This window comes from Cohaesibacter marisflavi, assembly GCF_963665895.2.
GTDB lineage: Bacteria > Pseudomonadota > Alphaproteobacteria > Rhizobiales > Cohaesibacteraceae > Cohaesibacter > Cohaesibacter marisflavi.
Genome location: NZ_OY762534.1, coordinates 1,346,534 through 1,370,436 on the forward strand (window position 1 = coordinate 1,346,534; position 23,903 = coordinate 1,370,436).

The 23,903-nt window shown below is 50.1% G+C and carries 18 protein-coding genes, 1 tRNA gene and 2 pseudogenes; 9 read left to right on the top strand and 12 right to left on the bottom strand.

Annotation, left to right across the window (positions count from 1 at the left end; all coding sequences use genetic code 11):
• From ACKPCT_RS07175 to ACKPCT_RS07205, 7 genes are all read right to left on the bottom strand, one after another.
• The gene (locus ACKPCT_RS07175) at nt 1-1,101 is read right to left on the bottom strand and encodes a M24 family metallopeptidase (protein ID WP_319568808.1); all 1,101 of its coding nucleotides are present in this window, start codon (nt 1,099-1,101) and stop codon (nt 1-3) included.
• A 34-nt stretch (nt 1,102-1,135) separates the two neighbouring features.
• Nucleotides 1,136-2,140: an ABC transporter ATP-binding protein gene (locus ACKPCT_RS07180; protein ID WP_319568809.1), complete on the bottom strand. Its 1,005-nt coding sequence runs from the start codon at nt 2,138-2,140 to the stop codon at nt 1,136-1,138.
• Nucleotides 2,137-3,144, bottom strand: a complete 1,008-nt coding sequence (locus ACKPCT_RS07185; protein ID WP_319568810.1) for an ABC transporter ATP-binding protein — start codon at nt 3,142-3,144, stop codon at nt 2,137-2,139. Before ACKPCT_RS07185 ends, ACKPCT_RS07180 begins: the two co-directional genes overlap by 4 nt.
• Before the next feature lie 7 nt (nt 3,145-3,151).
• The gene (locus ACKPCT_RS07190; RefSeq protein WP_319568811.1) at nt 3,152-4,048 is read right to left on the bottom strand and encodes an ABC transporter permease; all 897 of its coding nucleotides are present in this window, start codon (nt 4,046-4,048) and stop codon (nt 3,152-3,154) included.
• 11 nt (nt 4,049-4,059) lie between these two features.
• On the bottom strand, nt 4,060-5,067 hold the full coding sequence (locus tag ACKPCT_RS07195; RefSeq protein ID WP_319568812.1) for an ABC transporter permease: 1,008 nt from the start codon (nt 5,065-5,067) through the stop codon (nt 4,060-4,062).
• Between the two features lie 174 nt (nt 5,068-5,241).
• Nucleotides 5,242-6,852 (bottom strand): ABC transporter substrate-binding protein, encoded by a 1,611-nt coding sequence (locus ACKPCT_RS07200; protein WP_319568813.1) that lies wholly within the window; start codon nt 6,850-6,852, stop codon nt 5,242-5,244.
• Nucleotides 6,853-7,422: 570 nt separating this feature from the next.
• Complete coding sequence (locus ACKPCT_RS07205) at nt 7,423-7,767, bottom strand: RidA family protein (RefSeq protein ID WP_324292362.1); 345 nt, start codon at nt 7,765-7,767, stop codon at nt 7,423-7,425.
• A 549-nt stretch (nt 7,768-8,316) separates the two neighbouring features.
• Between ACKPCT_RS07205 and ACKPCT_RS07210 the strand changes: the two genes are divergently transcribed.
• The gene (locus ACKPCT_RS07210) at nt 8,317-9,351 is read left to right on the top strand and encodes an Ldh family oxidoreductase (RefSeq protein WP_319568815.1); all 1,035 of its coding nucleotides are present in this window, start codon (nt 8,317-8,319) and stop codon (nt 9,349-9,351) included.
• 99 nt (nt 9,352-9,450) lie between these two features.
• On the top strand, nt 9,451-10,068 hold the full coding sequence (locus tag ACKPCT_RS07215; protein WP_319568816.1) for a helix-turn-helix domain-containing protein: 618 nt from the start codon (nt 9,451-9,453) through the stop codon (nt 10,066-10,068).
• Nucleotides 10,069-10,206: 138 nt separating this feature from the next.
• Here ACKPCT_RS07215 and ACKPCT_RS07220 read toward each other — a convergent pair.
• Nucleotides 10,207-11,004: pseudogene (locus tag ACKPCT_RS07220) on the bottom strand (IS3 family transposase); the annotation flags it as partial.
• A 96-nt stretch (nt 11,005-11,100) separates the two neighbouring features.
• On the opposite strand from ACKPCT_RS07220, the gene ACKPCT_RS07225 reads away from it, so the two are divergent.
• From ACKPCT_RS07225 to ACKPCT_RS07240, 4 genes and pseudogenes are all read left to right on the top strand, one after another.
• Nucleotides 11,101-12,348, top strand: coding sequence for an IS256 family transposase (locus tag ACKPCT_RS07225; RefSeq protein ID WP_319567962.1), 1,248 nt, complete (start codon nt 11,101-11,103; stop codon nt 12,346-12,348).
• A gap of 55 nt (nt 12,349-12,403) precedes the next feature.
• Nucleotides 12,404-13,807: pseudogene (locus ACKPCT_RS07230) on the top strand (IS3 family transposase).
• A gap of 216 nt (nt 13,808-14,023) precedes the next feature.
• On the top strand, nt 14,024-14,239 hold the full coding sequence (locus ACKPCT_RS07235; RefSeq protein WP_319568817.1) for a hypothetical protein: 216 nt from the start codon (nt 14,024-14,026) through the stop codon (nt 14,237-14,239).
• Nucleotides 14,236-14,760 carry an HNH endonuclease gene (locus ACKPCT_RS07240; protein ID WP_319568818.1) on the top strand — a complete coding sequence of 175 codons (525 nt, stop codon included), beginning with the start codon at nt 14,236-14,238 and terminating at the stop codon, nt 14,758-14,760. Before ACKPCT_RS07235 ends, ACKPCT_RS07240 begins: the two co-directional genes overlap by 4 nt.
• A gap of 464 nt (nt 14,761-15,224) precedes the next feature.
• Here ACKPCT_RS07240 and ACKPCT_RS07245 read toward each other — a convergent pair.
• Together ACKPCT_RS07245 and ACKPCT_RS07250 are read right to left on the bottom strand one after the other, a co-directional pair.
• Nucleotides 15,225-15,314: transfer RNA gene (locus ACKPCT_RS07245), tRNA-Ser, on the bottom strand.
• A gap of 227 nt (nt 15,315-15,541) precedes the next feature.
• Complete coding sequence (locus ACKPCT_RS07250; protein ID WP_175527897.1) at nt 15,542-16,162, bottom strand: TetR family transcriptional regulator; 621 nt, start codon at nt 16,160-16,162, stop codon at nt 15,542-15,544.
• Nucleotides 16,163-16,341: 179 nt separating this feature from the next.
• Between ACKPCT_RS07250 and ACKPCT_RS07255 the strand changes: the two genes are divergently transcribed.
• From ACKPCT_RS07255 to ACKPCT_RS07265, 3 genes are all read left to right on the top strand, one after another.
• Complete coding sequence (locus ACKPCT_RS07255) at nt 16,342-17,439, top strand: efflux RND transporter periplasmic adaptor subunit (protein ID WP_090068855.1); 1,098 nt, start codon at nt 16,342-16,344, stop codon at nt 17,437-17,439.
• A gap of 126 nt (nt 17,440-17,565) precedes the next feature.
• Nucleotides 17,566-20,652, top strand: a complete 3,087-nt coding sequence (locus tag ACKPCT_RS07260; protein ID WP_319568819.1) for an efflux RND transporter permease subunit — start codon at nt 17,566-17,568, stop codon at nt 20,650-20,652.
• A 504-nt stretch (nt 20,653-21,156) separates the two neighbouring features.
• Complete coding sequence (locus ACKPCT_RS07265) at nt 21,157-22,458, top strand: threonine/serine exporter family protein (protein ID WP_319568820.1); 1,302 nt, start codon at nt 21,157-21,159, stop codon at nt 22,456-22,458.
• Nucleotides 22,459-22,660: 202 nt separating this feature from the next.
• On the opposite strand, the gene rpsI is transcribed toward ACKPCT_RS07265, so the two are convergent.
• Nucleotides 22,661-23,143, bottom strand: a complete 483-nt coding sequence (gene rpsI / locus ACKPCT_RS07270) for a 30S ribosomal protein S9 (protein WP_090068847.1) — start codon at nt 23,141-23,143, stop codon at nt 22,661-22,663.
• Nucleotides 23,140-23,607, bottom strand: coding sequence for a 50S ribosomal protein L13 (gene rplM, locus ACKPCT_RS07275; RefSeq protein WP_319568821.1), 468 nt, complete (start codon nt 23,605-23,607; stop codon nt 23,140-23,142). Before rplM ends, rpsI begins: the two co-directional genes overlap by 4 nt.
• Nucleotides 23,608-23,903: the final 296 nt, after the last annotated feature.

A 23,903-nucleotide genomic window follows, 5' to 3' on the forward strand; every position in this document is an offset into this window, starting at 1 on the left:
TTAGATCTTGATTATGTGATAGTCGCGAGGAAGTGCCGAAAAGACGCGAGGTCCTTCTTTGGTCAATGCAACAATTTCCTCAAGGCGGACTCCAAACTTGCCCGGAAGGTAGATGCCCGGTTCAATGGAAAAGACCATGCCTTCTTCTAGGATAATGTCGTTTGTCGCAGTTATGAATGGTCGTTCGTGGCCGTCGATCCCTAGCCCATGTCCGGTGCGGTGAACAAAATATTCGCCATATCCGGCATCCGTAATCACACCACGCGCGGCCGCATCAACAGCTTTGGCGGGTACTCCGGGTTTGGCAGCCAGAAGCGCCGCTTGCACGGCTTTCTCCACAATTGCGTGGACCTTTTTATATTCCTCGGAAGGGTCGCCAATAACAGCCATGCGCGTGATGTCGCTTGGAAAACCGTTTTTGCGTGCTCCAATATCAATTACAATTGCGTCTCCTGTCTGGATGACGCGTTCACTGACGCTATGGTGCGGAAAGGCTCCATTGGGGCCGGATCCAACAATCCAAAAGGCCGGCGTTGCTCCTTGCGACTGGAAATATTCTCTTATTTGTGCTGCCACCTGACTTTCAGTCATGCCGGGTTTGATGAAGTCAAAGGCGGTGAGAATAGCTTGATCATCAATGAGAGCGCTAGCCTGGATTAACTCCAGATCATCAGCATCCTTGATCATGCGCAGGTGACCAACGGTCTTTTCGGTAAACTCGACGTTTATTTCGTTTGGCAGTGCTCTGGTAAGAGTATAGGCGAAATCGGCTCTCATCGTTTCATCTAGAACAACGGTTCTGATCGTTTCACCGTCAAGGTGTTCGAGCGCCTTCTTTATGGCTTGCGCAGGCCCTTCATCATCCGACCATGGAAAGAATGGAATATCGCACCGTTCTCTTGTGCCTTCCGCGTTGAGTGCGGGCATCAGGAAGGCCTCACTTGACTGAGTGATGAGAAGCAGACAGGGCCGTTCATCGGCGTGTGTGCGGAATCCTAGAACCCATTCCATATGTGAGCTAGGGCCTATCGCAACCAGATCTGTTCCGGTTTCTTTCATTTTTGCTTTTAAGGAAGCCAAACGATTTTGTTGTTTAGTCATATTTTCCTCTCAATACCTGCCGTACGCAGATGGATCATCGGGTTGTTTCGGGCTTCCAATGGCCATCCTGATGTTCATTCTGGAAGCGAATACAGCGGGTTGAGTGTCCGGGTTTGATTTCTTTCAGTTTTGCAGGCAAATGCCCACACTCCGTTTTTGCGAAAGGGCAACGCGAGAGCAGACGGCAATGTGGTTTGGGATCAATTGGTGAGGTTGGCTCGCCCTGCAGACTGATGCGTTCTTTTTGCTCGAGAGGATGCTCGATCGGCGTTGCTGAAACAAGACCTCGGGTATAGGGGTGGAACCCGTTGTTTAGCACATCTTCTACTGGACCACTTTCCACTATTTGGCCGAGGTACATGACGATGACGACATCTGCTACAAGGCGCACAACGGACAGATCATGGGAAATAAAAAGAAATGCCAGCTGAAACTTCTTTTGCAAATCCACCAAGAGATTGAGAATTTGCGCTTCAACTGACACGTCCAAAGCAGAAGTCGGTTCGTCTAGTACAATGAGGTCGGGATTGGTTGCGAGGGCTCGGGCAATCCCGACACGTTGCTGTTGGCCACCTGAGAGCTGATGGGCGTAGCGATCGGCATGGTCTCGCCTCAGGCCGACAAGTTCAAATAATTCGTCTACGCGATCTTTTATTTTATCTGGAGGAACCGTACCATGAAGCATAAGCGGTTCGGCAACGAGTTTGCCAACCGGGTGGCGCGGATTTAGTGAGCCCAGTGGATCCTGAAATACCATTTGCATTTTGGCACGCAGACCCATCAGTTGTCTTTCAGATAGGGAATTCAGCTCGCGGTCTTCAAACTGGACTGAACCACTATCTGGTTCTTCTAGTCTAAGAAGACAGCGTCCTACGGTAGATTTGCCTGAACCGCTTTCCCCGACGAGAGCAACAGTTTGTCCCGATGAAATTGAAAAACCGACTTCTTCAGCTGCAATCAGGTTGCCTCGTTTGAAAAGTCCCTGCCGAACGGGATATATTTTGCCGAGATTGTCGACTTCTAGAATTGGTTTGGTCATGAAATCTCTTCCCAACGAAGGCATGCAGCCTTGTGATTTTCTCCAACCGACATGAGGGATGGAGCGTCCTTGGAACAGGCTTTGGTAGCGAAGGCGCAGCGTGGGTGGAACGGGCAGCCTGTCGGGCGCTCCCGAAGATCCGGGACTTGACCCGGGATCGTCTGTAGCTTTCCCTCACCTGACGCATGTGCTGCGCGGGCAGCGAGCAGGCCGCGCGTATAAGGGTGTTTGGGAGAGTCGAAGATATCAATTGTTCTTCCCTCCTCCACCACGGTACCTGCATACATGACGACGACGCGTTCACAGAGCTCGGCCACCACACCAAGATTATGTGTTATGACGATCTGCGTGAGGTCGGCTTCCTTTTGGAGTCGTTTGAGCAGCTGGATAATCTGGTACTGAATCGTTACGTCGAGTGCGGTTGTGGGTTCATCGGCAATCAGCAGACTTGGACGAGAGGCAAGTGCCAGAGCTATCATCACTCTTTGTGCCATTCCGCCAGATACCTGATGAGGGTAGCGCGTAAGGACCGACTCTGGATCAGCCAGGCCGACATTACTAAGAAGTTCTATCGCTCTTTTGTGGGCCTTAGCACCAGATAGGCCTTCGTGAATTTTCAGAACCTCATTAATAACCCGACCGATTTTAAAAACTGGGTTGAGGGCAGACCGCGGGTTTTGGAAAATCATGGAAATTTCGTTGCCACGAATCTTTCGCATCTCTTCCTTTGAGATTTGCATCAGATCTGTGCCTTTATAGACGATGCGGCCTCCAGAGATGCGTCCAGGCTTTTGTAAAAGCTGAATGATAGACATCGCCGTTACAGATTTACCAGAACCGCTTTCACCAACGATGCCAAGAATCTCTCCAGACTGAATGCTTAGATTAACACCATCCAATATGTGGGCAGAACCGGACGGAGCATCAAAGGTGACATGGACACCATCCAGCCGTAACAAGGGCTCCTGGGTCGGCGTCATTTGTGTGGATGCTTGATTGGTCATGGTTTTATCACTTTGATTTTGGATCAAGCAGATCGTTGAGACCATCCCCGATCAGATTGAATCCCATCACACTGATGAAGATTGCCAGTCCGGGGAAAAAGGAAACCCACCACTGTCCTGAGATGATTTGCGGTACGCCAAGGCTGATCATGACGCCCCACTCCGGAGTTGGAAGGCGCACTCCGAGACCGATGAAACTAAGTCCGGCGGCATCTAGAATAGCCCAGCCGAATTGTAGTGTAGCTTGCACAAAGATCGGAGCGAGACTGTTGGGGAGCAGATGCCACCATAGAATGCGCCAACGAGAAGCCCCTACCCCCTGTGCCGCCATGGCATAGGTCGAGCTGCGGATGATGAGAAACTTCGCCCGCATCAGGCGGGCATAAACGGGAACATTGACGAAGGCGATGGCTATGATCAAGTTCGGGATACTTGGACCGAGAACGCCTGCAATAGCCATGGCGAGAATAAAACCCGGAAATGCAGCGATGATATCCATAACGCGCATTAGGATTTCATCAACTTTACCACTGAAATATCCTGCCAGTGCGCCAACGGGACAGCCGACCGCAATGCCGAAAATGACGGCACCGATACCGATTAGCAAATCAATACGTGCGCCGTAGAGAATGCGTGAAAAAATGTCTTCACCAAATAGGCCCGTTCCGAAAAAATGGGTTGCTGATGGTGGCAGTAGTCGGTTTTTGGGGTTGAGACTGTAAGGGTCATAAGGTGCGATTAATGGTGCAAGCAGTCCTGCTATCGCAATGAAAAGCACAATGCCGATACCAAGGGCAGTGACAGGATTGTGGGCAATCCAGCGAGAGAGACGTGTCATGATGCCCGGCTCCGCTTTGTCGTTGGCACTCGTCTCATCGGTGGGGGATTTTGATAAGGCAACCATAGGGCATTCCTTTAAAGGCGAACGCGAGGATCAAGGATGACATAGAAAATATCAACCAACAGAAAGATGAGCACATAGAGCGTGGTCGAGTAGAGAATGAACCCCTGAATGGCGGGATAATCGCTAGAGGTTATGGCCGTGAAAACGTAGCGCCCGAGCCCGGGCCAGGCAAAGATGTTCTCGATCAGAACCACACCGCCGAGCATGTAGCCATAAACCATGGCAGTCATGGTCATCAGCGGAAGAATAGCATTCCTGAAGCAATGCCGAAGAACGATAGAGCGCACATTGAAACCTAGAGCGCGAGCGGTGCGTGCATAGTCAGATTCGAGGGCTTCAACCATCCCTGCCCTTGTCATTCTTGCTAGTGGAGCCATGGCAGCGAATCCGAGAACGCCTGCAGGCAAAATGATGGACATGACCGCCGACTTGAAGGCTTCCCAATCTCCGGCCAGCAAGGCATCTACAGTAAACAGACCCGAGATGGTCGGTGGAGCGGAAACATATAGAGAAATTCGGCCTTGCGGAGGCGGTAGAATATGAAGTTTGAAGTAGAACACATATACCCCTAGCAAACCGAGCCAGAAAACGGGCATGCCGACGCCAGTAACCGCAAAGATACGGGCGGCATGGTCGATCAAACTGTTTCTCCATACGGCGGCAGCGATACCAAGGGGAATAGATAAAACGAGCGCGATTGTCATCGCTGCTAGGGTGAGTTCGAAAGTCGGCATGAAACGGGAAAGAAGATCGCTCAATACCGGCTGACTTGTGACAAAGGAGTCACCAAAATCGCCATGAAGAACATCTCCGATATATCTCAAATACTGCATCCACATCGGATCGTTGAGGCCTGCTTGTTGGGCGACAAGCTCTCGCGTTTCGGGGGTCGCCATCGGGCTGACCATCATGTCGATAGGGTTGCCGGGAATGACGCGTGTTAGTCCAAAGGTGATTATTGTAACACCCAACAGAACGGGAATGAGGAGCAGAAGTCTGCGCGCTACATAGGTAATCAACGATCTACCTCATGAATAGATAGAGCTTCAGAGTCGAAAGGCTTGCCGTTGCATGGGGGAGCATGCAAGAAACCTTCCGTTCCAAATCATCAAGAACTGACAATTGAATTGGGATGGAAAAAGGTGCCGGTGGAGTACTGCGACCCCACCGACAAGTAGCCAAGGGGGATACTTCTACTCTTTGTACATATACTGGAAGCGGTTGTACCGGTCGGCAGAGAAGAAGGTGTAGCCTTTAACGTTGGCGCGTGTGGCGACAAGGTTTTGTGGCTGATAGAGGAAGACCCATGGAGCATCTTCGACAATCATCTTCTGTGCTTCGACAGCTGCTTTGTTGCGAGCCTCGATATCAGTGTTGAGGGTATATTTCTCAATCAAGTTGGCCAGTTCAGGATTATCGTAATTTGCATAGTTGCAGCATTTCGATTGGAACAGCCAGAACAGATGATAGAAAGGATCATTGTTAATAGAGGTCCAGCCTGAGGCGAAGAACATACCAAGAGTGTGCTTTTGCAGATTCTCGGTGAAGGCAGCAGACGGCATTTCCTGAATGTTTATTTTGATGCCTGCCATGCCGAGGGTTTGCTGCGCATAGATCGCCATTTCCTTAGCTTCTTGCAATCCTGACGGAATTTGCAAAGTGGTTGAGAAGCCATTTGGATAGCCCGCTTCTTTCAAAAGTTCCTTGGCTTTTGCAGGGTCATTCTTGTATTTGAAGAATTCATCGGTATGCGGAGGAGTGCCTTCCGGAATTGGGCTGGTAAGCTGGGTGGCATATCCATTCATCACCTGATCAATAATCGTGTCATACGGAAAGGCGTATGAGATCGCCTGACGCACCAATTTGTTGTCAAACGGCTTCACCTTATTGTTAAGGCCGATATAAGTAACTGTACGGTTAGTGTCTCTATTTACTGTAATATCTGGATTTTCTTCGAGGGCTTTGATGTCTGACGTTGGCAGATTGTAAGCCACATCGACTGCGCCGCTTACTAGCTGCGCCAGACGGCTGGAGGGATCTGGAATGATTTTGAAAATAACTTTAGAAAGCTTGGCCGGAGTGCCCCAGTAGTTCTCATTGCGCTCTAGCACCCAACTATCGCCTGGCGTCCAATTGGCCAGTTTGAATGCGCCCTGCTCTGTTCCCTGAACGTGGGTTTTTAGCCACTCATGAGCGTAAGGATCTTCCTTTGTCATATGTGGCTTGACCACTTTGGGATTCAGAATGGAATGGGGGAACTGAGCCATGTTGCCTAAAAGCAATGTGTTTGGCTTTTCTACTGTGAGCGCAACAGTCAAAGGATCGATGACTTTGATCTGTTCTTTTTTCTTTACACTTGCCATGCCCATCAGTGAGGCGGCGACACCCTTTTGATCGAAGATGCGATCATAAGTGAACTTTACAGCCTCTGCGTTTAAAGGATCACCATTTGAAAACTTCAGGCCCTTGCGGAGTTTGAATGTAATGGTCTTGCCATCTTCACTCCAGTCGTAGCTTTCAGCAAGGCCTCCAACAAAACCGCTGGGATCTGCGGACAGAGTGCCATCTGCATTTTCGATCATTTTGTAGTCGATCAGCCAATCATAAACGTTTGTCAGGAACTCCTGAGTTGGAATATCTCCTCCTGAAAGGGTTGGGTCCAGATTTTGAATATCACCTGGAACAGCGACGACAAGGACGTCTTTTGACTGTGCCATTGCATTATGAGATACACCCAAAGAAAGGGTTACCGCCAAAGCGGTAACAACAGGGCGTATAAAACTGAGGCTTTTTGAGAGTTTCACGGGATACTCCAATTGCTGCTGTTTCTCTGAATTGTGTGTTTTTGTGATTGTTGAATTTTCTTATTAGAAATTAAATTTCCTATACATCATGTTTATGTTAATACTAACTGTCAAGGACAAACGTCGTATAGGCGTAAAAATCTATAGATATAATTCGAAAGCTGTGCTGGTGCGGAGGTGCCAATTAATGGTTAAAGCGCAGGTTATTTGCGATGCTTTTGGCTCGTCATCTTAGGAAGGCGGAAAGAAACGCGGGGCGCTTTTTTGAGGTCAATCTTTGGCGAACCGAAAGGCTCTCCAGCTTTTTAAGTAAGCAATCCAGGTTTGCAGTACCATATTTTGCCGCATTGAATCTCAGTTCCAATCTGCCCCCAGAAATTGCTTTCTGTAATTGGACACGGATGAATTTTCTCGTGCAATAGATCTGGTATAGATTGCCAAGTTTGCGCAAGATATTGACGGATTTGTGGGAAAAATCGGACGATTCTAATAGTATGAAACAGCTCTGGCGTTAGCAAATTGCCACTCACAAGTATCGTAAAATGTGAGTGGCTTTTGGCGCATCTAAATCTAGTCACATGCAGCAGTAATAATAATTTCAACTAGATAGTCCGGGCTGGCGAGTTTTGCTTCACCACAAGCGCGAGCCGGAGCATGGCCATCGGGGACCCAGGAATCCCATACAGAATTCATATCCTCAAAATATTTTTCCATATCTGGCAGCCATATGATTGCTTGAAGAATTTTTTCTGGAGAAGAACCTGCTTGAGCAAGTGCTCCTTCTATTTGAGTGAGACAATCTTTGGTCTGTTCAGCGACTGTTGCGCCGTGACCAACGTGGCCACAGAGATATACAACTCCATTGTGCTTTACGATTCCGCTCATGCGGGTTCCAACTTCAAAGCGCTCTATCATTAATCCATACCTGTGTTTCTAGTTCGTTTTCTCTTTGTGGGAGACATCGGTTTTGGCAAAGCTATTTATGGAATCAGCAGATTTGCAGAACCATATATTATGCTTTTTATATTCTGGTGCGGGATCTGATCCGATTTCTATGGCTGTTTAGGATCACTCCAACGGTTGTTTATTTCTGATGTGCGTTGACTTAACGCCTCAGGATAGGCAAAAGCGGCCCATACAAAGCGCCAATAATTTCCTATAAGAAATTCAATGTAACTTCAATACTAATTGTGCACGAGAAGTGCTATTTAATGAGCTTCTTTTTTGAGGGATATCTTTTATCTCAACATCTTTGTTTTTATCTAACATACTGGCAATATGTAACAAAATTTATCATGTGGAGTTTGAGTTGCGCGTGAATTAAATTCTTCTTGCGCTGATCGCTATGGTGCGGGTATCATTCCTATAAGAAATATTCGCCAAGATATGCTTTTTAGGCACTTTTCTGCGTAAAATTTAGGCATGTTTAGTGGTTTAGTTGGCTCTATGGACTACGCGCACAGTATGACAGATATTACAATTCCTTATGAAGAACTCGTTGATTTGCTCGATAGCATTTTCTGTCACGCAGGTGTTCGTGCTGAAAGTTCGTCGATTTTAGCCAAGAACTGTGCTTCTTGCGAACGAGATGGAGCTCTTTCTCACGGAGTATTTCGTATTCCCGGTTATTTGGGATCGCTTTCCAGTGGTTGGGTTGATGGTCAAGCTGAACCCGTCATCGAAGTGGATGGTCCCGCGTTCGTTCGTGTGGATGCGGCAAATGGTTTTGCGCAGCCTGCGCTTGAAAAGGCCAGATCTGTCGTAGAAGCAAAAGCGCGTAGAAATGGCGTTGCAGTTCTTGCTATAAGAAATTCACATCATTTCAGTGCGCTTTGGCCTGATGTCGAGGGATTTGCTCAAAATGGTCTGATTGCTCTTTCCATGGTCAATAGCATGGCATGTACCGTACCTTTCGACGGCACTAAAGCCATTGTTGGCACCAATCCGATTGCCTTCGCAACACCGGTTGAAGGAGATTTGCCGTTGGTCGCGGATATGGCAACCAGCGCTATGGCAAACGGTGATGTGCAAATCGCATCACAAAAAGGTTTGTCTATTCCGCCCAATCATGGTGTCGACAGAAATGGAGAGCCGACCACAGATGCTGATGCGGTGCTAGATGGTGGAGCTTTGCTGACATTCGGAGGCTATAAAGGCTCTTCCATTTCGCTCATGATAGAGTTGCTTTGCGCCGCATTAACAGGCGGAAAGTTTTCTTTTGAAGTTGACTGGAGCGCACATCCGGGCGCGCAGACACCACACACCGGGCAATTGATTATCGTCATTGATCCCGATTTTGGTCGTGTAAACAGCTTTTCCTCTCGGGCGGCCCTGCTATTGCAGGAATTGGAACGGGCAGGAGTTTCTCGTTTACCTGGTCAACGGCGCCATAAGCAAAGAGAGGTGAGCCTTCGGGATGGCATCCAAATGAAATCGGATCAATTGAAAAAGCTAAGAGACTATGCATCTGTAAGCATGCTTAAAGCGGCCAGCGCTTGACGCCAGGTAGTTTCTCTTGGACTAGTAAAGTTGCTATTTTTGCACTATCGTTTGCCTGGACACAACCATGCCATGCAGAATTAGGGATGGAAATTTAGAATGAAAGACGCTGCTTTTTCAAATGGACGTGGACTACGTCAGCCACCGTCAACTCTGGCAATTATCGTTAGGCGGCTGCGGAAACAAAATGAACAAAGCATTGCGCAACTCGCTGAACATTGTCAGCTTGCCCCCTCGACCCTTTCCAAAATTGAGAATGGGCAGATGTCTCCAACCTATGAAACCATTCTCAGTCTGGCAAATGGCCTTGATGTCGATGTTTCCGAGTTGTTTTCCAACAAGCCCGGCGTTCCCATTACAGGGCGTCGATCTATCAATGCCGCAGGTTCTGGCGCCATTATGAAAACGGAGCATTATGAATATGAGCTGCTCTGCGCTGATATCGCCAAAAAGAAAATCGTTCCTCTGCTAACCAAGATCAATGCGCGATCCGTTGATGAATTTAAACCTTTTAGTTCGCATCCCGGTGAAGAGTTTATCTATATCTTGGAAGGCAGCGTTATGCTCTACACTGAGCTCTATTCTCCCAGCGAGTTGAATGTTGGTGACAGCTGTTACTATGATAGCACGATGGGACATGCAATCGTTTGTACAAGTGACGAGCCTGCAACTGTGTTATGGGTTTGCTCGAATGTTGTTAGTCCATTGCATGACTAGCTGATCGCCTTACATAAGCCAGATCTGAAATTCTCATAGTCCTATTCGGTATCTAAAAAAGGACTGTCCGTTATCAAATGAAATGGTACCAATTTGGCTTCAAAGTAAGAGAGCATTTGTCTCATCTGGTTGTCGATATTAAGCGGCAGTTTTTCGGTGAAGCAAGCGCCTTTTTTCGAGTGTTTCCTGCTTGATGATTTTTCTTTGTCTGAGAATGGTTTTGTCCCTTCCAAAATAGACGTCAGCCGGTGTCACGTTGTTCAAGCTCTCGTGGTACCGATGGTGATTGTAATGGTCGATGAAGGCTTGGATTTGCCTTTCCAAATCTCCGGGCAGAAAGTAATTTTCTAGCAAAATTCGGTTCTTTAGGGTTTGATGCCAACGCTCAATCTTGCCCTGTGTCTGCGGATGGTACGGAGCGCCGCGTGAATGCTTCATGCCTTTTTCTTGCAACCAATCGGCCAAATCGGACGATACATAACTTGAGCCATTATCGCTGAGCAGGCGTGGTTTATGAGCAACATGGATTTGATCACAGCCTGAAGCTTGCAATGCCAGATCCAGGGTATCCGTCACATCCTCTGCCTTCATGTTGGTGCACAGCTTCCATGAGATAATGTATCTACTGTAGTCGTCCAGGATAGTTGACAGGTAGAACCAACCCCAGCCAATAACTTTTAAATAGGTGAAGTCGGTTTGCCAAAGCTGATTGATGGCCGTGGTCTTGTCTTTGAATTCGCTAGCTGCCTTGACCACAATATAGGCCGGGCTGGTGATCATGTCGTGGGCCTTGAGAATGCGATAAACCGAGGCTTCCGAGACAAAATATCGTTCTGTATCGGTGAACATCACTGCCAATTCTCGAGGCGATAGTTCCGGCTCGTTAAGGGCTAGTTTGACGACCTTGTCCCGGATATCGTCGGGGATCGAGCTATAGGTGAATCTGGTGTTTGGAGGATTTGAAAGTTGGCGGTGCATCTGATTGGATCGTCGTTGCTACGCGAATCCACCAATCTTCGAGGACGCACCACCATGGATGAGAATACCATCGTCGAATTGCGCGGTCGAGATACCGTTGCTGACCCATTGACAGAATTGCTGCGCAAGGGTGCGCGGCAACTTCTGCAAACGGCTGTCGAGGCGGAATTGGAAGCTTTCCTACAGGAGTTCAAGGAACAGAAGACACCTGATGGATTGGCCGGAGTTGTCCGCAATGGCCATCACCCCGAACGTGCTGTTCAGACCGGAATTGGTCCTGTCACGGTGAAAATCCCCAAAGTCCGCTCCAAGGTCGGCAAACCGGTCACCTTCCGGTCAGCCCTTGTTCCGCCATATGTCCGCAAGTCCAAGTCTATCGAGGCAGCCTTGCCCTGGCTGTATCTCAAGGGCATATCGACCGGTGAGATGGAGGACGCTCTGAAGGCACTTCTCGGGCCGGACGCGACCGGGTTCTCTGCCAAGACAATATCTCGGCTGAAGAAACAATGGGCGGCAGAGTATGAGGATTGGCGCAAAGCTGACATCAGCCGTGATGAATGGGTCTACATCTGGGCGGACGGCATTTACAGCGGCCTGCGTGGCACTGATGACCGGCTCTGTGCCCTAGTGGTGATCGGGGTGAACTCGCGAGGTGAAAAGCATTTTCTGGCTATCGACGATGGCGTCCGCGAATCCACCCAGAGCTGGCGAGAGGTTCTGCTGGGCCTTCAAAAGCATGGCCTCAAGGCACCGAAATTGGCCATCGGCGACGGAGCCATGGGATTCTGGGCGGCGCTGGAAGAGATATTTCCATCCACCCGTCAGCAACGCTGTTGGGTCCATAAAACGGCAAACGTGCTCAATTATCTGCCCAAGCGATCCCAGCCCAAGGCCAAGAAAATGCTGCATGATATTTGGCAGGCAGAGACCCGTGAGGATGCCAATCTCTCTTTTGACCTGTTCATCGAAAGCTATGAGGCCAAATACCCCAGGGCAGTTGAATGCTTGATCAAGGATCGCTCAGAACTCCTGACATTCTTCGACTTTCCCGCTCAGCATTGGCAGAGTATCCGCACATCAAATCCGATTGAGAGCGCTTTTGCCACCATCCGCCATCGCACCAAGCGAACAAAGGGAAGCCTGAGCAGAGAAGGTATGCTGCATATGATGTTCAAACTCGGCCAATGCGCCGAGAAAAACTGGCGAAAGCTTCGTGGCTTCGCTCATCTCGCTGACGTCATTGAAGGCGTCGACTTCGTCAACGGCATCAAGCCGTCAAACCAACAAAAGGCCGCTGCTTGAAAAGCTTCAAACACCAGAATTGACAATAGCTCAAGGAAGCGAAGATGAGACAGAAATCTGGTCCGCAGAAAAAACCATCAAAGACATCCGCCGCAAGACCCGGAAGAAGTATTCGGCAGAAGAAAAGATCCGCATTGTGCTGGACGGCTTGCGTGGCGAAGACAGTATCGCCGCCCTGTGCCGCCGCGAAGGTATCTCCGAAAGCCTCTATTACACCTGGTCGAAGGAATTTCTTGAAGCTGGCAAGAAGCGACTGGCCGGAGATACGGCTCGTGCTGCCACCAGCGATGAAGTGAAGTTGCTGCGCAAGGAGGCTCGGGATCTTAAGGAAGTTGTTGCTGAGCAAACACTTGAGCTCCGCCTGCTTAAAAAAGTATGATCGATCCCTCTCATTGATTGCTTTGCAATCAACTGCCAGTCAGTGGATGGGGGCGAAGAAGAGTGAGATATCCCGCATCCGAGAAGCATGAGATCATCCGCCTTGTCGAGGAATCCCATCTGCCGGTAACTCGAACATTGAAGATGTTGGGCATTCCTAAATCAACATTCTATCGTTGGTACGATCGTTTCCTGATCGATGGTGTTGAAGGGCTGGAAGATCGCAGCTCTGCACCTTCACGGGTCTGGAACCGGATTGAGGATGATGTTCGTGACAAGATCGTCGAGCTGGCTCTGGAGGAAACCGAATTGTCTCCCCGGGAGCTGGCGGTGACCTTCACAGACAAGGAAAGCTATTTTGTGTCAGAGGCTTCGGTCTATCGTCTTCTGAAAGCTCATGACTTGATCACGTCTCCGGCCTTCATCGTCATGAAAGCTGATAATGAGTTCCGGGACAAGACAACCCGTCCCAACGAGATGCTCCTCTCAGCGATGGAAACATCGCTTGCCGGGCAGCGGGCAAACCGACTTCACTTATCTCAAGGTTATCGGCTGGGGCTGGTTTTACCTGTCCACCATTCTTGATGACTTCTCTCGCTATGTCGTGGCTTGGAAGTTGTGCACCACCATGAAGGTCCATGATGTTACCGATACCCTCAATTGGGCTCTTGAGGCTTCTGGCTGCGATAGCGTGAAGGTCGAACATAAACCGCGCCTGTTGTCGGACAATGGCCCATGTTACATCGCCGAGGATTTGGGAAACTGGCTGGAAGACCGGTCAATGAAGCAGATACATGGTGCACCTGGTCATCCGCAGACACAGGGCAAAATCGAACGTTGGCATCAGACACTCAAGAACCGGATCCTGCTGGAGAACTACTTCTTCCCGACGGATCTGGAAAATGAGATCGCGGCATTCATCGACCACTATAACAATTGCCGATACCATGAGAGCCTTGGAAATCTCACACCAGCGGACGTTTACTTCGGAAGAGGGCAGGCAATTCTGGAACAAAGGCAAAGGATCAAACAGAAGACAATCCAACGGCGCCGCTTGCAACATAAATCACAAGCCGCTTAAATCGAAAAACCTGATGAGCTGAACCCTCCAGTCATAACCACAGACATCAGTCCCAAAGCATTCGACGACGGACACAATGTGAGCAAGGGCGAACGCTGGTTCTGTGATGAGGCTGAAGCGGTCGCCGCTGGATGGCGTGCGCCCATGTGGCGATGAACGATTATGCACAAATCTGCACGATCGTAGCACCTATTGGTTGCTGCTAGAAGTGGTGGAATGATGAAAGAAAAATCTGCGGCAAAAAGAAATCCGAAGTGGTCGCGCGATGAACTCATTTTGACGCTCGACTTTTTCTTCGATCATTCGCCCCATTTCCCCGACAAAGCATCCAAAGAAGTTGCAGAGCTTAGTTCGCTACTGAATGAGCTTGGCTTAAAAATCTCAACACAAAAAAATCTGATAGCTTTAGGAATCCGAATGTGGTTTACATGAAGCTGATGAACCTGAGGCGCTTTGACTCTGATTACAAGGGAAAGGGGCTTCAACGTGGCGGCAAAGACGAACAGGTTGTTTGGGATACCTATTTTAGCCGCAGAGACGAGCTCAAGCGCACAGCCGATGCCATCAAGGCAATGCTCAAAGCCGATTTGCGGCCTTCTGAACTAACGCCTTCGCCCGACCTAGAAGAAGCGCCCGAAGGCCAATTGCTCACGCGTATGCATAGCTTTCGAGAGCGCAATAGAGAAATCGTGAAGAACAAAAAGGCTCAAGCTCTTGAGCGTGACGGGCAACTAAAGTGCGAGGTGTGTGGCTTCAACTTCGAAGAGGTCTATGGTGAGACAGGTGAGAGCTTCATCGAGTACCACCACACTAAGCCGGTTTCGGAAATGTCACCAACAGACCAAACCAAATTAGCGGATTTAGCTTTGGTCTGCTCTAATTGCCATCGGATGATTCATCACCAACGGCCTTGGCTCACGATTGACGAGCTCAAAAGCAAGCTCAAGCGATGAGGATCGAGAAACCCAAATTGTCGGCCAGTCGGAACCGGGCCGAGATTCATACCAATACTGGGGAAATGTTGAAAGCGGTCCAAAAGCTATTGAGATTTAGCAGGGAAACATGGTGCTACTTCGAGAGACTGGAACAAGGAAGCGACTTTGTGGTTGTAGCCTTCAGTGAAGGTCCCTATCCGCCCGTTCTACGCCTAGAGTAGATTTTGTCTCCTAATGTTCAAAATATTCCCAATTGACCTCTGAGACCCCTATAAACAAATTCTGTGACAAGTTGTTGATTTTGAGGTGCGGTGAAATCGCACTAAACGCAACCGTTAGATTCGTTGCTGTGTTTAGGTCGTGTCTGTATCCGATCGCAGGCGGAACCTGCAAATGGCCAAGTATTAACGATAGGGCATAAAGTAGGACACTATCGCAACTACACGACAAACGATTGAAGTATATATGAAAATTTAGGGAAATGGCGGAGAGGAAGGGATTCGAACCCTCGAGACAGTTACCCGCCTACGCCCTTAGCAGGGGCGCGCCTTCAGCCACTCGGCCACCTCTCCGCGGACCTGTTTAAAGATCATGGGGTGTTGAATCAATGGCTATTTTGTCATGAGAATGACATTTCCACATAAGCCTCGAAAAGTTTCCGGCTTGCTAGGCACAAGAGCACGGCACAATCGCTTTTGCGTTTTCTCTCGATTGATCAATCATTTGAAGAATATGCGATTTGTGCGCAGCCTCAGCTCGCCCCGCTCCTCTCATGAAAAATTCTAATCAATGGAGTGCCTTAATCCATCAGAACGCTGTTGAGATAGTGTTCAAACACCGGATATCCATCACGCTCATAATCGAAGTCGCCAAAAGGCAACAGAGCCATATTTATCATGCCAATGAGAATATAGAGAAAGCCCATGGCGGCGTGGTCCGGATTAACACCTTGCTTCAAGTTGCCCGCTTCGCCCAGCTTTTTATAGGCACAGCAAAGCACCTGCTCATAGAGTTTATATTTATCAGACAGGAACTCGACCAATTCCTTGTCCTTATCCGATATCTCCATGTTGTGCATGATGATGAAGAACGCGCGACCAACAATGTTGTTGTCTTCGAACAGTTCAAGCAGGCTGTTGATTTGTTGGCGGAATGCCTCAGCAGGTTTGTCTTGGGGCAAATTGAGCAAGGTATCCTTAATGGGCTCGAAGAAGGGCAAGGCCTGCTCTTCCCAAATTGCCTGAATGACTTCAGACTTACTCGAGAAATGCCCGTAGAAAGCCCCGCGTGTTACCCCTGCCCTCTCTGCAATTTCATTTAATGTCGTCGCCGTAAAGCCTTGGCTCCGGAACAACTCTGCTGCCGCTTCTATCAGGGCTTGATAGGTCTTTTCCTTGTCAGCTTTTGTTTTTCTCGCCACTCTCTTTATCCACCAGCAATAGAATATTTATCATGTCACCTCCCTTCTCGGGGGAGATAGCAGGTATCTCATAATATTTCTACTTTACATTTATTCATACACGTATGTATGTTTTCTGCGAACAAACGCGCTCGATCAATGCGCAATAAGTTGCCATTCACACTTTCTCGGTTCGGCTCATGTCAAAACACTTCATGCTGATTGGCCTGATGGCTCTTTTGCTATCCGGATGTAATGAATCCTTCTTCAATTCTGCAGATGCCAATGAAAATGGCACTGAAGATCCTTCCGCACGTCCGGCCAAGATTGCAACAGCGCAGCGTGTTGCCCTTAGTTTGCCCAAATCATTCCCAGGTGTGACCACGGCGTCGCGCAAGGCGATCCTTTCCTTTCGTGTCGACGGGCAGATCGAGGATTTTCCCGTGCATGCCGGGCAGACCTTGAAAAAGGGAGAGCTCATTGCCCGGCTTGATGATGAGCCTTATCGGACAGTGGTTGACTCACGACAAGCGGCTTTCGATCTGGCCAAGATCAATCTGGAGCGGACAAAGAAGCTTTTCGAGCAGAAGCATGTAGCCAAGTCTACGCTTGATTCCGCAGAGACAAATTTCAAATCGGCACGATCTGCCCTCAAGGCAGCAAGGGACAATGTGAAATACACCCGACTTGAAGCGCCCTTCGAAGGCCTTGTCGCCAAGACATATGTCGAGCGCTATCAAACCATTGCTGCAGGCACACAGATTGCTCAGTTCCTTGGCACCAAGAATATCGATGTCGAATTCAATGTTCCTGAAAAGCTGTTTTTGCGGTTCAACCCTCGCAAGCTCGAGGTGAAGCCAACGCTGCAGATCGAGTTTGACGCCCTTCCGGGCAAGAACTTTACCGCGACCTACAAGGAAATCGATACAATTCCTGATCCTGTGACCCGCTCCTATCAGGTAACTGTCACCATGCCACGCCCCGATGACCTGACCGTCTTTCCCGGCATGAGCGTAACAGCAAGTCTCAATCTGGCGAGCCTGCTGGCCCATAGTGATGATGGCGGCGTTCTGGTGCCACTCGAATCTGTATTTGATGAAGATGGCAAGCGCTGGGTCTGGAAGCTGAACGATCAAAACGAAGCCCACAAGAGCGAAGTCAAGGTCTATGGCATTCAGGATGGACAATTGCGCATCTCTGAAGGGCTTGAAGACGGAGACCGCGTCATAGCTATTGGTGTCTCCTATGTCTCCGAGGGCATGAAGGTTAGAAAATTCAAGAAAGAAGGCGGGCTGTAAGCCCCTCTCCTTTTCGGAACGCGAACGGGTGTGCCGCATGCCCCCGTTCAGGCTGAACGCCTAATTTTTGCAGGTATGAGGGGAAGCCCATTTCCCGACGTGCGCATTGTTTGCAGGACGAGAGTAATGACACTCACAGACTACGCCATCAAGAATAAGGTTGTCAGTTGGATGATGACCATCCTGCTTCTCGCTGGGGGAATTTATGCCTATATGCATCTTGGGCGTCTTGAAGACCCTGAATTCACGATCAAGGAAGCCGTTATTGCGACGGCCTATCCCGGCGCGTCTTCGTATGAAGTAGAAGAGGAAATAACGCTGCCGATCGAAACGGCGCTGCAACAGTTGCCTTATGTCGATCATATCACCTCCATCTCATCTGCGGGCCTTAGTCAGGTGACCGTTGAAATGAAGGACAAATATCGGGACGCCGCACTGAAGCAAATCTGGGATGAAATGCGGCGTAAAATCAACGATATGAGTGCTGACTTGCCAACGGGCTCCTACCCCCCTGTCATCAACGATGATTTCGGCGACGTCTATGGCATCTATATGGCTGTGACCGGTGATGGATATAGCCATCAGGAGCTGAGCGACTATGTCGACTTCCTGCGGCGCGAGCTGGTGTTGGTTGATGGTGTGGGCAAGGTTGTCATCGGCGGCACCTTGCAGAAACAGATCATTCTGGAGATCAGCAGGTCCAAGCTCGCGGCACACAATCTCTCGGTTGCCTCGCTTCAGACCCTTTTACAAAACCAGAATGTGGTCACCAATGCAGGGAGCATTAAAGTCGGTAGCGAATATATCCGCATCAGTTCGACCGGCGACTACAGCACCGTGGATCAAATGAAGGATATCCTTCTGGGACAGGCCGGAGACGATGTTGTCTATCTCTCAGACATTGCAGATGTGAAGGTCGACTATGCCGACCCGCCGTCTCATGTTTACCGTTTCAATGGCAGTCCGGCCATGACGATCGGCATTTCGTTTGCCGAAGGGGTGAATGTGACGGAAGTTGGCGACAATGTTTCCCAACGGCTTAAAGAGCTGGAAAACAGCCAGCCTCTGGGCGTCGACCTTCATATGATCTACAATCAGCCGCAACAGGTGACGACATCCATTGATGACTTCCTGGTCAATCTGGGCATGTCGATTGTCATCGTTATCGTTGTTCTTCTCGTGACGATGGGGTTGCGGTCCGGCATTCTGATGAGCGCGATCCTGCTCTTGACCATCTGCGGCACCCTGATGGTCATGGAGCTGATCGGTATGCCGTTGCATCGCGTGTCTCTTGGCTCAATGATCCTCGCCCTCGGCATGCTGGTAGATAACGCCATTGTCATTACAGACGGCATTCTCGTCGGGCTCAAGCAGGGCCTTAGCAAGGTCAAGGCGGCTCACCGGATTGTCACTCAAACCGTTTGGCCCCTGTTTGGTGCCACAGCCATTTCCATCGTCGCCTTTGCCCCGATTGGGCTTTCGCCAGATAAGACGGGAGAATATGCAGGCTCCCTTTTCTGGGTGCTGATGATATCGCTCACCATCTCCTGGATTCTGGCCATGACACTGACGCCGTTCCTTGCGTCCGTCATGTTTTCGGAGACCAAGGTTCGCCAAGAAAGCAACGAGAGTGGTGAGCGCGAAGAGATTGATCCTTACAAAGGCTTTATCTACCAGATCTATAAATCCTTCCTCCTTCTATCCTTGCGTTGGCGATGGGGCACCATGGCCGTCATGGTCGGCTGTATGGCCGCCGCAATCTATGGCTTCGGATTTGTCGGGCATTCTTTCTTCCCGACATCCAAACTCCCCATGCTCACGGTGGACTACTGGTTGCCGCAAGGGTCAGATATCCGCGCAACGATCAAGGACATGGATCGTCTTGAAGGGATTTTGCAGAAGAATGACAAGATCAAACAGGTAACCACCACCATTGGTGGCGGCGCAGAGCGTTTCATGCTGACCTACAGGGCGGAACGCACCTATGCCAACTATGGCCAATTCATTATCGAAGTGAAGAATTTTGAGGAGCTGCCCAATCTGCGCCGTTGGGTCGACAAGACCTTGAAGGAAAACGCCCCTTATGCCTTCGTCAAAACGGGACGCTTTGAACTGGGAACGGCAGCGGGGTCTAAAATCGAGGCACGCATAACAGGCTCTGATCCTGCGGTCTTGCGCGAATTGGCGAGCAAGGTCATCAATGTCTATCGCTCTGACCCGGACGCCATCAATATCCGGCAAGACTGGCAGGAGCGCACCAAGGTTCTGCGACCTCAATTTGCAGAAGCCGAGGCGCGCCGTCTGGGCATTACCAAGGCGGACATAGACCGCGCAATCCTCTTGAATGTTCATGGCTTGCCCATTGCTCAGGTGCGCAATGGTTCAGACATCCTGCCTGTTGTCTTGCGCCCGCCGCTTAATGAACGCAACAGCGTTGATCAGCTTGGGGATATTCAGGTTTACAGCTCGGTGCTGCAAAAATATGTAAGCATTGATCAGGTGGTCCATTCAATCGATCTGGACTGGGAAGATCCGCTTGTCATGCGCCGCAACCGCAAGCGCACCATTCAGGTTTGGGCAGATGCAGATCCATACTCGGAGACGTCCAGCCTTGATCTTTTTGATCGTATGCATGGTAAAGTGGAAGCCATTGAAATGCCCCAAGGCTATGAGCTGACATGGGGTGGTGAATATGAAAACCAATCCAAGGCAACCAGCGCTGTCTTTGCCAATGTACCATTAGGCGTGCTGGTGATGTTTGCCATCACTGTCATGCTCTTTAATTCATTCAAGCAGACGCTCGTGGTGTGGCTCACTGTACCCCTTGCCATTATCGGGGTAACTGCAGGCCTCTTGATCTTCAATCTGCCTTTCAGTTTCACCGCCCTCATCGGTTTCCTCTCCCTCTCGGGTATGTTGCTGAAAAATGGCATTGTGCTGATTGAGGAGATCAAGCGACTAAACGAAGAGGACGAAATCAGCATCCATGATGCAATAACGCGTGCTGCCGTTTCGCGCCTGCGCCCTGTAACCATGGCGGCGCTCACAACCGTTCTTGGCCTTATCCCGTTGGTTACGGACATCTTTTTCAATTCTCTCGCTGTCACCATCATGTTCGGTTTGGCAACTGCAACGGTTCTGACATTGATCGTAGTGCCTGTGTTGTTTGCGATCTTCTATGGTATCAAATTCAAGCGAGGTGAGACGATCTAGGGCCTTGTGCCCTGTGCCAACCCTTTTTGCGCTACAAGTCCGGCGCTAATAGCCGAAAAACCCCATTCAAGACTGGTTCTCCAGTCTTGAAATAACCCGGACCCCACCAGACCCACAAAGCCGGGTTATTCCAGACGGAACACCCATTCCGCCAGGAGAAATCGCCCCCGTGATGCTATTGCGTTATTGGGGGCGACGGTCTGTCTTCCATTACCTTTTGTAAAAAGCATCCCTGCAAAGTCGAGCCATGCAATTTTGAGTGGTCTGCTGAAGCAACTATCCCGGTGCATTTTCATGCCTTGATGGGTTAGTCAGTGGCCGTCCTCGCAAAGGTCCAGCATGTGATACAATGCGAGAACACAGACAGCATTCGAATTCAAATTCTATTATATGCCCAATTGACCGTTGGGTTTGGCTCGCGGCATTCACCCGGCTCTGATCGATTAAGCTTTGCCAGCGTGGCCAAACACATTTATTGCAACAGGCACCAAGCAGAGACCAGACATGATCGACAGCCCCTCCTCACAAGACCATATTCGGCTCAGACACCGGCATCTGGAAAAAATTGCCATGGCAGCGCTCAATGTCGGCTGCATGCTCATGGAATCAGGCGCCAAGGCCGAGGTTGTGCGCAACGGCATCGAAATGGTGGTCAAGGGGCTGGGCGCAGAAACCATAGCGGTGCGTATCGGGTATGCCTCCATCAGCCTGACGGTCCGTGATGGCGGCGATGTTGGAAACACCATCTCACGGCTGTTGCAAGTGGGCCATCATGGCGTCAACCTTCAACTCAACAACGCTGCCCGCGCCCTCGCCGTGCGCGCCTCACAGGGTTCTCTTACGCCCGAGGCAATTGTTGAGGAAGTGGCGGGACTGAGGAAAAAGACTCCCAAGCATCATTGGGTGACTGTTGCACTTGCCACCGGCCTTGCCTGCGCTTCCTTTGGTCAATTACTCGGAACAGACGCGACGGCGTTTCTGCCCATCTGGTTTGCGGGCTTCATCGGCCAGACGATCCGGCATTTCATGGTGCTTAACAAGCAGAATGTGTTTGCCATGGTCACGATCGTCGCCTTTGTGTCTTCGGCAATTGGTGGCCTGATATCGCAGCTGGTTGGCAGCGTAACGCCAGAGATGGCGATGTTTGCTTCGGTGCTGTTGCTCGTCCCCGGCGTTCCGTCAATGAATGCGCAAACCGACATCATGGAAGGCTCGCCTACGCTGGGGAGCGCGCGCGCCCTGACTGTTTTCATGATTCTCATTTTCCTGACGGTAGGAGTCGCCCTCTCCCGCTATATTCTCATGCGGTTCGGTGCCTATGACCAGTTGCTCAACCACAATATTGTGCATCATATCCTGTTTGGTGGCATTGCCGCTGCAGGCTTCGGTATTCTGTTCAACTTCAGTTGGCGGACCGTTGGCTGGACGGCAATTGGCGGCGGCATAGCCCTTGCTGTGCGCACATTGGGACTGGATGCTCAATGGGGATTGGCCATGTCCTCCACGATGGCTGCTGCGGCCGTTACGGTCTATGTGCGCCTGCTGTATCTATTGCCGGTCTATGTGCCTACCGGGGGCAGCATGCTCGCCATCGCTGGCTGCATTCCGATGATTCCGGGAAGCGGAGCAGCCCACGGGATCGTCGGCCTGATGACCTTTGCCAGCCAACACGACAATTATGACGTTGCACTGCTTGGCAGCTCAGTCGCTTCCATGCTGAGTGTTGTTTTCACCATTGGCGGCATTGCGGCAGCGATTACCCTGATCAACGAAATCATCAAACGCCCAAGTTTCCCGACGCTCTAGGGGAAGCCCGCCCGCCTGTCTACAAGTCCAATCCATGAGAGGAAGCGCAAAGTCTGGTTTGTCTTTGCGCTTTTTCTTTATCTGGCTTCAGAGAGGATTCTAGCAAAAGTCGACATTGCCCTTCTGATCGCCCTTCACGCATCCAATACAAAAAAGGCCCGCTCGAAGCGGGCCTTTTCGAATAGCAAAGCGAAACGCGGTATTAGCGTTTGGAGAACTGGAAGGAACGGCGAGCTTTTGCACGACCGTATTTCTTACGTTCAACAACACGGGAGTCGCGAGTAAGGAAGCCACCTTTTTTCAGGACACCGCGAAGCTCTGGTTCGTAGTAGGTCAGAGCCTTGGAGATGCCGTGGCGGATAGCGCCAGCCTGACCGGACAGACCACCACCGGAAACGGTGCAGATGATGTCATACTGACCATCACGGTCAGCAGCAACGATTGGCTGCTTGAGAACCATCTGCAGAACCGGACGACCAAAATAGACGTTGAAGTCTTTTTTGTTTACGGTGATTTTGCCAGAGCCTGGTTTAACCCAAACACGAGCAACTGCGTCTTTACGTTTACCGGTAGCATAGGCACGGCCATGAGCGTCGAGCTTCTGGACATGAACCGGAGCGGTTTCTTCAGCTTCTACGCCAACAGCGGAGCCGAGGTCTTCAAGAGACTGTACTGTATCGCTCATTTAATGACCCTCACATTCTTGGCGCTCAGTGCCTTAACATCCAGCACTTCTGGAGACTGGGCTTCATGGGGATGTGCTGCTCCTGCATAGACACGCAGGTTAGACAGCTGTACGCGAGACAGCGGGCCGCCTGGCAGCATGCGCTGCACGGCTTTCTGGATCACACGCTCAGGGAATTTCCCCTCGATGATCTGGCGAGCGGTACGCTCTTTGATGCCGCCCGGATGACCGGTGTGCCAGTAGTATTTTTTGTTTTCGTATTTACGGCCGGTCAGCTTAACCTTCTCGGCGTTGATTACGATAACATTATCACCGCAATCCATATGCGGGGTGAAGGTTGCTTTGTGCTTGCCGCGCAGACGCATTGCGATCAGCGCTGCAAGGCGACCAAGCACCAGGTCTTCCGCATCGATCAGAATCCATTTCTTTTCGATGTTGGAAGGATTTGCAGAAAAAGTTTTCATTGCACTTCCGTATTTCGGTGTCATGTGACAACGTGAAACGGCGACCGTTCTCAGGCCGCCGCAATGTCTGGCGCTCCTTTTATAGCAACCCTTGTTTTTGTCAAGCCAATTTGTTTAAAATTCATCAATAAAAACAATGCGATATTTTTGCGGTATATAATTACCACAAAAAATAAATCTATTTTTGGCACCCAAGGTCCGCTTTTCACCTTGGCCGCCCTTTCACCAATGACTGTCCAAATAAAACCGCCCAACAAAGCCAATTGCGGGCGGTTTGTCGATTACACCTTAACTGC